This is a genomic window from Patescibacteria group bacterium, from assembly GCA_041651355.1.
Lineage (GTDB): Bacteria > Patescibacteriota > Patescibacteriia > Patescibacteriales > UBA12465 > JAPLVX01.
The window spans coordinates 1-12,207 of record JBAZJK010000006.1 but is presented as its reverse complement, the minus strand read 5'-3'; the positions used below and the strand labels follow the sequence as shown (position 1 = coordinate 12,207).

Below are 12,207 nucleotides of genomic sequence, written 5' to 3'. Positions count from 1 at the left end.
TGATTTCTGATCCTATAGTCTCAAATATGAATGAGACAAAGTGGATGTTTGAATACGAAGTTTTGAGGATGAAGGAGGAACGTCGGGCAGAAGAAGTTGGCACAATGTTCAAGGCAATTCGTAAGGAGTTGTTAAATATTCTTGGTTTGAATTTGATGCCAATGGAAGATTCTGAAACGGGATTATTGAGAAGGCCAGATGAGAACGAATACATACCTCTTGCAGTAATGACAGCTAGAGAAGGATTTATTGAAGCGTTTGTACAACGGAATGACGATTTGAAGCAACAGGAAGAGGCAGCTAAGGATTTGGAAGGCGAAGAAACTTTGGGTGTTTCTGAGTCACTGTCTGAAGAAGAACTAGATGAGTTTATGAAGGATGAAGTTATATTTTTGGATGACCCAGTAGAGTTGCAGAAATATGCAGTAAGGTCTGCACCTGAGACTAAGTGGCTTAATGAGAATGTGGTAAAACCGTTAGCAGAGGAGGCTAAGGTAAAGCAGGAAAAGGAAGAAGCGCCGATGAAGATTTCGATTCAATCTGAGCCGGTAGATGAACGTCCGGTTGCTAAATCGAAACGGCGCGTGACAGTAAGTTCTGAATAGGTAAAGAAAATGCCGACCCCCCAAGAATATCTCTTAACGTTTGATTTCACATCATTCACTTCACAGTTTACGAATCTGAACAAGTCGTTTACGGATTTTGGCGAGACAATTCACAAGATTGCTGGTCAAGTTTCCGGAGATATGAAGGGGCTCCAAGATCAAGCCAATACCCTTTTTACAACTCTTTCCAATATGGGAATGCTTTCGGATACGGGTTTCAAATCTTTCGAAAAGCATATGAAAGAAACTTCCGGTTATTTGGAAGAGTATCAGAAGAAATCGTCTGAAATTTCTCAAAAATTGAAGGATATTAGCAATACGGATATTTCAAAATTGGCACAAGCTGCTGGGGGCGGGGGTGATCCTGGTTCTGTGCATGAACGTACTGAGGATGTAATGCCGGGGGGTGTTAAAGGCTCCGATCCTGAGGGGGGAGAAGAAGCAGAAAAGCAGAAGAGTAAGTTGGACGAGTTGATGTCAAAAATGGATGAGGTTGATAAGAAATTTGCTGGGTTGGATAAAAAATTAGAAGAGATGTACACGCATATTTGGGACAAAGTTAAAAAGGAAATGTCCCAAGCAAAAAGTAAAGCCACAAGTATTTTCTCGCAGTTGACTGGGGGGCTGTTGTCGGGCGGTGGTATTTTGACAATGGCTCTTGGCTTTATGATGCTTGGATACAAAGAGAAGGATCGTAAAGCATCTGAAGCTGGGGAAATGCTAAATGTCTTTGAAGCAAGTACCAGTGACTTTTTTGCTAAATCTACAAAACATGCAGCAAATTGGTTTTCCTCTTTTCAAGAAAAGGCACAATGGTACTATGGTATTGGCCGTCAAGAGGTTCAATCTACCATAAAGACGATGATTGATGCTGGCTACACAACTGATCAGATAATGAATCGGTTTGACAAGAAATTGGGAGAAGTTGGGAGAAACGTAGTTACTCTTACACTTGGGCTGGATAAGCATTTCAATCTTGCTACGGGAACTTCCGCGCAAAATGTTAATAATTTAGTTTCAAATTATGGTGATACTCTAGAGGATGCCGCTGATAAATATGTGAAGTTGTCTTTTGCGGCTCAACGAAGTGGTATGGGGGTTTCCAAGTTTGTTGACGCTGTAATGTCTGGTTCCCAAGCCTTGACTCAATATGGCATTGATTTGAACGATGTTGCTCAAGTTATGGGAACACTGAAAAAGCATTACCAAGAGATGGGGTTGGATAAGCAGTATGCGGGTTCTCAGGCTGCGGGTGCTTTGGGCGGTATTACACAGGGTATTGCTGGTTTTGGCATTGGTATGCAGGTAATTGTCGCGCAGAGAATGTTCCCGAAAGCGGCAAATGCTCTAGAATCGCGCCAGAAGTTCCTAGAAGGCTGGCAGAGGGTTGCCAAGGGTGAGGACAAGGGTTTCTTGATTGATGCGGTCCAGACGGCTGTTAGGTACGCTAAAGAGCAAACGGGGGGTAGTCGGGAAGAGAGCATCTATTTCTTGGAACAACAGGGTCTTACTTCACAAGCGGCCACTGCGGCGGTTGATGTTGCTGAAAAATTAGAAAAAGGGGCGGAAATTCAGGATTTGGGGAATAAGGAAACAAAAGCCTTGCGTGAAGCTTTTCTGACAGAGGGTAAAGCTGTTTCGGAAATGCAAAAGAATCAGAGGGACTTGATTGATGGTTTGGCACAAGTTGGAAAAGGGCTGTTGAAGATTATGAGTGGCATTTTGGGCACGTTGGTTCTTGGCTTTAAGTGGCTAACTACATTACCTGCACGGCTGATGATGAAGCCTGGGGATGAAGCTGATAAGTTGGATGCACAAATTAATGCTGCTTTTGATCTGCAATTTGCTTCAATGGGTAAAGGCTTGGATGAAGTTACTGAGGGCGCGGGCAAGGTTGGTGGGGCGATGAAGGGTATTTTTGAGGATGCTTTTGGAAGTCTTTCTGCTGCATTAAACACAAAATTCGGTGATGATAAACGGGGGTTTGTAGATGCTGCTTTAGATGGTTTGGCTCGTGGTCTTGCTCAGGTTAACAAGCGTGTTGATTTGTTGTGGGATATTGCCAAAGATCCATTAAATGCTTCTGCAACAATTGATGAATTTCAGAGAAAACAAGACATTAGAAATAATGATCCTGCTATACGGGCCAGTGTTACTGGGAATGTTAATGTAGGACTCAGCAAACAGGCACAAGAGACACAGAAAAGGTGGAGGGAGCAGATTAAGGCGGGGTTGTATGTTCCTGAAGGTTCCGCAAATGCTTCATCAGAGGGGGGACGTTTTTGGATTGATGGAGAATATTTTAGGGCTTCGAATACGATGATAAAAAATAGAATGGTTGCTGGGGAAGGACAAGATGATTAATGATAGTTGATCTCCAACAACTTGAGAAGATTCGTTACAGTTTTACTGATTTGGGGAGAACCCTCAAAACTTTATCAACGGATAACGAGGATTTGCTGAAGGATACGTTGAAATCCTTGAAGGAGGGTTTTGCTCCGTTGTTGGAGATGATGTCAAACGAGTTGTTAAAGTCTATGTCCTCTGTTTCTCAGATTCAAAAAAGTTATGATACCCAGAGTCAGGCCGCGCAGTTGCAGACTTCTTTCTTTTTGAAATCTGCCGCTGGTCTGGAAACTGCCGTAAAAATTACAATGGATATTCGGGATATGGATAAGTTTTCTGAAATGATGAAGAAAAATCCATTTGGCCTGAATATGTCTTTTAAAATGGAGGACGGAAAAGTTGTTGGGGCAGGTGTGTCTGTGAAGGAAAATAAGAAGAAGTCTTGGATGCAAAAAGACTTTGCTTCATTTATGAGTAAAATTAAGGGTGGGGCGTCTTTGGTCCATCTTCCGACTCCTGGTAATATCTTAGCTACAATTCTAGGTGTTATGGCTTTTGGTTACATGACAAAGGACAGAATTTCAAAAGAAGCGGGTGAAGTTTCGAATATAATGGTTGAGGCTACAGATTCAGGTGTTAAGGGTATGGTAGCTAAGGGGACAGCACATATTTCTGGTCTTCAAGAAAAGTTTCAGAAGTTTTTTGGAATAGCAAAGGAAGAAACTCAGGGTGTTGCTTCTGCGTTTGTTAGTGGTGGTATTGGCATTAAGGATATGCTGACTAAAGTAGAAATGGGAATAAAGGGAGTTAAAGATAATTATTTTACTTTCTCGTTTGCCGTTGACAAAATGTTCGATATGGCGGGCGGGACTACAGCTAATCGTATGGTTAGTATGATGGTTGATTATGGAAAGACTTTAGATCAAGCCAGAGAATCAACGTTGAAATTGATGATGGCTGGTAAGGATAGTGGAATTGGCACACAGCAATTTGCCAAGAATGTTGAAGATGCTGGTGCAACGCTTCAGAAGTACGGATTCGATATAGATTCTGTTATTGACCTTTCTGTAAGTCTACAAGAGGGTTTTGAGAAAATGGGTGTTCCTAAGCAATTTGCTGGGAGACAGGCTGCTTTGGGTCTGCAACAAATCGCTGGGGCTATTACGGGAATGTCGGATGATATGGCGGCTTTTCTTGGGGAGAAAATGGGTTATGGAGAGGGGTTGGAAGCACGTCAAAAAATGATGGAAGCATATTCCCGTGTTGCTAAGGGTGATAGCTCCGAAGAGTTGATGGGTATGATTGGGAAGATTGCTAGTGTTGCCTTGGACCAGACCGGTGGGGATAAGACTCGCGCAGGGTTTATGCTGGAAAAAATGATGGGTGTTAATATAACGGGGGCGAAGACTATTCTTATGGTCAAAGAGGCAATTGATAGAGGAGATTTTAAACAAGCTAAACAAATTACAGAAACTAATATGAAATTATTTAGGGGCGCATTTGAAGAAGAAGGAAAGAAGCAATCACAGTTTCAAAAGCATTTGAATAAGATTTTGCAGGGTGTTTCAGATATGGGCCAAGGGTTGCTAGCTTTGGTTTTTGATGTTGCTGCTTATTTGATTCTTTCTTTCAAATTTATGGCTTTTGAGTTTAAGTCCCTTTTTACCCCAAATACGCCTGAGAAAAAGGCGGCAGAGATTCAAGCAGTGACTGCTCTTTTTGGTGTTATTGATAAGATGAAAGAGCATGGAAAGAAGATGGGGGCGGGGTTTGATAAGTGGGCAGACGGGATGAAGTCCGCTGGTATGGACATTGTTGGTGATTCTTTAGAGGGACTGAAGGCTGCTTGGAATTTAAACATGTCCCCAAATCAAAGTGTTGTTCCTACTGCTTTTAGTGAAACAGCGCAGCAGCCCATGGTTAGGACTGTTCCTGTTATAATTCAGGCTGGGGGAGGGAACGAGAAAGATAGAAAAACATATGGGTTGAGTTCAAATAAAAGTGACGTTTTAGGTGCGGCGGATACTTCTTCGTGGGTTGGTGGGGGGCTGTCCTTGGCAAGTACAAGTGTTGGGCAGGATGGAAGAATATCTGTTACATTAAAAGGTAATTGTCCTAGGTGTGGTTTGTTGTTTGGGGAAAAGGGTGAATATCGTGATCAAACGCTAATTTCTCAGGGAATGGACCCACAACGCCATGCACAGGACGAAGAAGCTCTTGCTCGTATGATTGAGACGGAGACAGGGGGTAAGGGCATAACTGGTGGTGGGGCGCATGAGCTAGAGGCACAGGCGGTTGCTTGGACTGCAATGAATAGGTTGCAGGAAAAAGGTTCCAGTTATGGGAAGAGTTTGACAGATGTGATTACAGGTGGGGCGGGTTATGGAAAACAAGGGGAAGCGGGGCGTGCCTATGGGACGGCAAGAGCCCCCGGAGCAGAAGCGAAGAAATTTGCACATGAGTTCTTGAGCGGGGAAAGTCGGGGTAAAGATCCAACCCAAGGTGCTACATATTTCTATCATGCAAGTCCTGGAGCAAAGTTCCAGGGCGGGTCTTCATATAAGCCGGGGTTTGCGGAGAGTAAGGCTAATACTTTGAATATTGATGTAGGGAATAAGAAACAGGCCAGATTCTATTCTGCACAGCCTGGGGCAACAGAAGCTGCAAATGAGGGTGAGGTTGATAAGTATTATGAGGAAAAATCAGGCGCAAAGAAGGCATATTCTCCTTCTTCTCCGGGTGATGGTTTCTAGGGGGTAGGTAAAAGATGACTGCATATTCACAGTTTTTTGGTGAGGCTTCTTCAATTCCAAATTTTGCGGAAGCATTGACAAGGATGTTGAATCCTTATGAATCGGTTTCGTTGAGGGTTCCGTTTTATATTACAAATACGTATCGAATTAAGTACAAAATGAAGGGAATTTCTATGCTTATGAACCCTACGAATGTTTCGTTCAAGCAGAATAAACGAATTACTCGTAAGGATACACAAGGCGGTGCCACGTTCTTCCACTGGACCAATCAAATGGGGAGAAATAACGATCTTCTACAAATGGAATTTAGTGGTATGTCTGGTAATATTAATTTGAATACAGGAGCATACAACAAAGGCGGGTTTTTGGCCACAGCTTCTGCATATGTAAATAAAGCTTCTGATTGGATGAATCAGAAATTGTCTGATGGTTCGGCTGCTGTTGAGTCGGGGCTTAGCTTACAACCTAAAGGTACAGTAAAGAATCTAGCAGGGGTTTCCAAACTTGCCGCATTCTGGAATTTATACGCAATTACCAGGGAGCCGGTCTTAGATCCCTCTGACGGTACCCCCATTTATACATATATTTCATATGCGAGTCCTATGTTTGGTAATTCTTTTATTACCTTTGTTGGGCATTTTGATAGGGTGTTGGAAATGTCGGATGTTGCGGAAGAACCCTTTAATAAGAGGTGGTCTTTTGGTTTTACCGCATTGGGATCAACTCCGTCATTGGATGCAATTTATACGGCAATGATTCGTAATTTGAGCCAAGATTATGCAAACGACTTGGGGCAATAGTAATGTCAGTAATGAATAAAGATCCTGAAGAACTGGCCTTAGAGCAGGGAATTTATCGTGCGGCTTTTCCTGCCTACAGGGTTTTCATTTTTGGTTATGAAGTAACCGAAGATGTTACTGAGGTTCGTGTAAATTGTTCGGGCGGATCTGCGGAACGTTCAGCGGGAAGTTGTTCTTTTACTTTGTTGAATCCTTATGACAAATACATTTTAAATCATGAAGATATGAGGGCTATTGGAAAAGGGCGTAATGCTGTTAAGAATGAGTATGATGCCAAGATAAAGCAAGCAATTGGTGACTCTGCTTATGCATTTTCTTCAAATGAAGAACTTGAGTCTATGTTGATGGATGATACGGCAGCGCAAGTCCAGGCCCTCATGGATCAAGGTTACTCTGAGGATGCTTCAGTGTTGGCTGTTTCAAAGGCTATTGAGATAAAGGATTCAACAAAGGGTGATTTGTCTGTTGCTTGGAATGACGCCTACGTTCCCGGTTGGTATAAGCGGGAAATTCTTGAGAAGAAGATGACTTTTACACAAGAAACATTAGCTGTTGAAAATACAAATATGGTTAGGTATGACGCAAAAACTATCTTTGATTATCCTATGCAGGAAGGTGATTGTATTTTTCATGCGAATGACCCTGTTCGTATAGCTTTCCGTGACCCCTATGATCCACGAATTTGGTATTGGATGTTCTCAGGCTTTATGGATACGTTTACGGAGAATGTTGGGACAAATAACGAAAGTTTGGTTTCAATAACTTGTACGGATGTTTCAAAAATGGCGCGGTATGCTCTTGTCAACGTTAGCTCCGGAACGCTTGACTTGCGGATTACTGATCTTATTCGGGAAATAGCGAATGTGGCTACTACGAATGTTTCTTTGTACCAGGAATTTTTTGGTAATTTAACTTTATTTGAAATTTTGGAAACTGTATTCTTTGGTTCAGGTTCGTTGTCTGGTTTGCTGAAAGAATCAACCGCTGCCTTTGTTGCCAATATGACGCAAGAAGACTTGTGGAATTACGTATCTAGTGAAATGTCTAATGGGGTTGGGGAAAGTACGTTTGCTGCGGTAAATTCTGGAAATATGTGGGATTCCGCCTCTGGTAGCTATTATGAGAGCGCGGAATCTTATAGGCCCAAAGTTCTTGAGCATATGATTAGTAGGAAGTTGGATCAACAGCACGGGATGTTGCAAGGTAGAGATCTTCCACCTGTTACTGGCCCAAGGGAGGTTTGTTTTCAGCGTGCTAGTGATCGGATAGGGCTTAGTGCTTTTTTCTTGGGGACTATGGATGAAGAGGACAAGCGGATAGGGCAGGAGATAAAAGATTTAGGGGTTTGGACGGATATCTTAAATCATAGAGTACAAGAAAAAGATTTGTTACGGATGTCTAAAGACGGGAGCAGCTATTTTGATGGGGAAACTTATACTGTTGCTAATATAATTTCGGCTATAGGAACCGATATAGAGCACTATCCTGTTGGTAGTGGGAAAGTTTATTATTTCGCTCCCGCAAAGCTTGGTAGTGATTTAGGCCGAAATGTAATGGATAAATCCCTAACCCAATCCATTTCTATGCACTCTGTGTTTCGGGACAGGTTGAGTCTTATTTATGATCTTGCGGAAAGAATTGATTTTAGGTTTTATGCAACGCCCAGAGGTGATCTTGTTTTTGAGATGCCCCTTTATGATTTTGGTCCAGAATATTTTGCGACTGGGGGATCTAACGCCGCTGACATAGATACGAGTACGGAGTTCCAAAAGTATAAAGATGTTTTTGGTGAAGAATATGCCGGGAAGTATGGATCAAGTGCGTATGAGTTAACTTCTATGCAAATCTTCGCTGAAACTTTAGGCTCAAATTTTGAAATAGTGGATTATTCTAAGCCTCCAAAATTTGATTATATGAAGGATTTTACAATCGAGAAATATGACCAGATTGGGTACAGCAACACTTCTACGGATGAGGGGGTTTTTACTGTCTTTGTCAGTACACAGATGACTATTTCGTCTCTGAACACGGCGAAGAATGCCAATATTCATTCAAGCCAGCCAGCTTTCTCTTTGGGTTTAATCCCGACTCTTGGGGCTCGTGTAGGATCGGGGGATGTGTGGGGCTATTTAGATACAGCAGAGGCGGCAGAAGCATTTTCAGCTTTGCAATTGAACAAGATTAACGCAGAAGCAAGAAATTTAGCCATAAATACTGTTCCAAAATTTGGGTTGATGGTAAATCGTCCTGTTTTTTGGAGACAACGAAATTATTATGCAAATATTGTAAGTCTTCAGCATTCAATTATGTGGATGGGGGATTGTGCAACTACTATAAATTTGAATCAAGTTCGTGGATGGACCGGGGATATTGACGCTCAAGGTTATCCACTACATTCCCATTTTGGTGGGGACAGGCCATTTAACCTTGCTGAATTTTTGCAGCAGTATTTAACCAAGGGAAAGCCAACGCAAAGTAAATAGCATGGGAAGAAATATTACAAAGAAGAACTATAATCAGTTGCGTGAGGCACAGCACAAGGCCTATTTTTCAGGGATTCATCGTGCTAGGGTTGAGGCTGTGCATATCGATAAGGGGACAGTAGAAGTTCGGATGGATGGTCTTCCCTCTATTCGAGAGGTCACAATCCCCTTGCTTGGGTTGTCTTTGCCCTACCAAAAAGATAAAGATGACAAAACATACATGACTTCTTCCTCTTGGGGCAGATACATTCCGCAAGAAGGGGACATGTTGCTTGTTGGTTTCAATTCCAACGGAGAAGCTTATGCTTTGGGTTATCATGCTGTTTTTTATCAGGGTATGAAGTACCTTGATGATCAGCGTGTAGACAAGGGCGGGATTGGCTGGGGGGAATCTAGCGGGCGGTCTTTGAAGCCTGGGGATTGGGATTTTAAGTCTTCTAGGGGCTGCTCCTTCTATATGGGGTATGACGCGAAGCTTGGTAGCGGCCCCCATTCTATAGCCTTGAATAAAACCCAAGGTGATGTGACTTTAACTTCAGGGTTGGTTCAGACAAAGTACGGGGAGGCTAGCACAGCACGCAAGGGGGATGCACGAAGGTTTTTACTTCCAACCGATTCTGCTGAAACTTACATTTTTAGTATTATTCCCGGTAATTCACCCAAGAAGGCCCAAGAATCTTATGATGTTGTGAAATATGGGTCTTTAGTTGGTGCCCCCATCGAGCTTAGCCGCATTCATCACGGGGAAGTTGTTGATGAGACAACTTTTACTGCAATGGTTCCTGCTATTAATACAAGCCTGAAGCCGCTTGTGCTGCTGGTGGGAACAGGCGTTAGGATGTTGCATTCTGTTAAAAATCCTTCCGGAATGGTGGATTCTTATATTTCTGCAATTGATGATCTTGGGAATTATGGTGTTTCCGCTATTTCGGCTACGGGCTTCCAGTGGATGACACCTGCTGCTACTTGGCAAATTGATAATCTGAATACGATACAGACCAGCACTGCAACCTACTCGTTGACTTCTCCTGCTATTACACTAACGGGTACTGCTTCTATAACGCTCACAGGACCCGCTATAACCGTTACAGGCTCTACCTCTATAGTGATGACGGCCCCAACCATCTCTGCCCTAGGAACGGTAACCTTGGGCGCTACCGGGGGTCTTCCGCTTGTAAAGGCAACCCCGCAGCTTTTAGCGGCTTGGTCAACATATTTTACGGCAGCAGCGGCAGCATGGAATGCGGTTGTGGCGCTTCTTCCTGCGGTTGCACCTGCGGCTGCTGCGGCTACGGCTTTGGCAAGTTTGCTGGCATCTTCAGCAACAACTACCACAACGGCGATGTAAGAGGATATTATGGCAAGTCCAGCACAACCACTAGCAAAATGCATTGTTCGTTGGATTTATTCCCAACTTGAGCCTATTTTAAAGGCACTCAAGAATTTCCTTCTTGGAATTATCGCTTTTATTGACGCACAAGTTGCTATTCTCCGTGCTTGGCTCGCTCAGTGGGATGTTCTTGCAAAACTGGAAGAAGCCGCTTGGAAATTATTTCAAACGGTTGTAGATAAAATCAGAAATGAGCTAACAACTATTCCTGGTGGTCCTTTAGCTGAATTTTGCCCAGAATTTTATGAATATTTTATGGGACCGGCTCTCGCACTGTTTGAAGCGGCTATTGCGAGTCTTACACTCTTTAGGGAACGCTTTCATAATATGATATCATTCATGGATGATATTGACAGGCTAATTGCGTATTGGGAACAGACAAAGGCCAATTTGGTAGCAGCAGTTGAAATTTTGGACGATGCTATTTACATTGCATTGCAGAAAGCAGCAAGTGCGGTGCCATAATGACTATGACTTGGAAAATAACTGATGGGGATATTGTCCGTTCCACTACGAACACTGGATATACTCTTATTTCAGACACGCTCAAGGTTAAGCAAGATGTATCAATGGTTCTTACAACAGATACCAGAGATAGCACAAATCTGGGTTGTGGTTTGGATGAGGTAATTGGTTCGGATAACGATAACCCCGCTTCTATGTATGGAACTTCCCCCGCAGCATTTGAATTCCAAACAAAAGTCAGGGCAGGATTGAACAGACTTAAGGCAGCACAAAAACAAGCGCAATTTAGCCAAAGAACAGCCAAAGAGCTTATCCACGATATTGGCCCGGTTCAAATGTGGCCCGTTGCGCTTGATTCACGCAGTTTCTTGTGGCGTGTTGATATTATGACTGTTGATGGTCGTGCTAGTTTTACAGCTAATGGAAGTACAAGGGGCTAGGAATGCTCAATAGAATATCAGCAAGCGATTTTTCCACAATGATTATTGAAGGTATTGCTTCTCGCGATCCTTCTCTTGATACTCGAATTGGTCCAATTAGAGACTTGCAAATTGACCCTGTTGCAGAAGTTCTTGAGCAACAAAATAATCGTGTGGTTTATCTCAGTACGTTAAATTCTATGAAATATGCTGAACGTGCTGTACCAGACGATTTGGATGACATTGTTTTCAATGAAGGTGTAGTTCGTTGGGCAGGTTCACGGGCATTGGCAACTGTTACTTTCTCACGCTCTACGCCACCAACTAGCAACCTTATTGTGCCTTTGAATTTCCCGGTTTCTACACCAACAGATGCAAGTACCGGAGCGTCGGTTGTTTTTAGAACTATTGAATCAAAGACAATGTTTGCTAGTGCTCCAATGGCATATTATAATGCTGATACTCAGAAATATGAAATTGATGTGCTAGTAACTTCGGTAACGGTTGGTGCGACTACAGAAGTTGGCCCATATACCATTACCGTTATGCGTCGTCCAATTTCCGGCTTTGACGAAATTTTTAACAGAGAAAAGACTTCGGCTGGTAGGGGACTAGAAACCAACCTAGATTTAGCAGATCGTTATCTATTACATATCGCAGGTTCCAAGCCCGGTGTTCCAGCAGGTATCAAGCGTTCTGTTTTAGATAATTTTTCGTCTGTTAGTGATGCTTACGTAGTATATGGCCAAAATGTCGCAATGACTCGCGAACAATTTGACGCTGGTGCCGTCGATATTTGGGTACTTGGCGAACAACCTGCGGCCAAACGTTACGTAACATCTTACCCAGGTGTTGAAACGCTTATCCCATTGGACAGACAACCGCTAATGACGGTTACAGCAGTTCGCGATTCACTTGGTAATCTTTTCGTACAAGATACAGATTA

9 protein-coding genes are annotated in these 12,207 nt (G+C 42.9%); all 9 read left to right on the top strand.

The features are described 5' to 3' along the window. On the top strand, positions 1-605 hold a 605-nt coding region (locus WC441_05330; protein ID MFA5163907.1), incomplete at its 5' end, for a hypothetical protein. A gap of 9 nt (positions 606-614) precedes the next feature. Continuing rightward, positions 615-2,969, top strand: a complete 2,355-nt coding sequence (locus WC441_05325) for a hypothetical protein (GenBank protein ID MFA5163906.1) — start codon at positions 615-617, stop codon at positions 2,967-2,969. Further along, positions 2,969-5,704 carry a cell wall hydrolase gene (locus WC441_05320; protein MFA5163905.1) on the top strand — a complete coding sequence of 912 codons (2,736 nt, stop codon included), beginning with the start codon at positions 2,969-2,971 and terminating at the stop codon, positions 5,702-5,704. Before WC441_05325 ends, WC441_05320 begins: the two co-directional genes overlap by 1 nt. 14 nt (positions 5,705-5,718) lie before the next feature. Next, complete coding sequence (locus WC441_05315; protein ID MFA5163904.1) at positions 5,719-6,504, top strand: hypothetical protein; 786 nt, start codon at positions 5,719-5,721, stop codon at positions 6,502-6,504. Positions 6,505-6,506: 2 nt separating this feature from the next. Beyond that, positions 6,507-8,987, top strand: a complete 2,481-nt coding sequence (locus WC441_05310; GenBank protein MFA5163903.1) for a hypothetical protein — start codon at positions 6,507-6,509, stop codon at positions 8,985-8,987. A 1-nt stretch (position 8,988) separates the two neighbouring features. Then, on the top strand, positions 8,989-10,335 hold the full coding sequence (locus tag WC441_05305; protein MFA5163902.1) for a hypothetical protein: 1,347 nt from the start codon (positions 8,989-8,991) through the stop codon (positions 10,333-10,335). A gap of 9 nt (positions 10,336-10,344) precedes the next feature. Further along, a complete protein-coding gene (locus tag WC441_05300) occupies positions 10,345-10,842 on the top strand; it encodes a hypothetical protein (GenBank protein ID MFA5163901.1) in 498 nt (165 codons plus the stop codon). A 5-nt stretch (positions 10,843-10,847) separates the two neighbouring features. Further along, on the top strand, positions 10,848-11,282 hold the full coding sequence (locus WC441_05295; protein ID MFA5163900.1) for a hypothetical protein: 435 nt from the start codon (positions 10,848-10,850) through the stop codon (positions 11,280-11,282). Positions 11,283-11,284: 2 nt separating this feature from the next. Continuing rightward, positions 11,285-12,207: baseplate J/gp47 family protein (locus WC441_05290; GenBank protein MFA5163899.1), on the top strand; the 923-nt coding region annotated here is incomplete at its 3' end.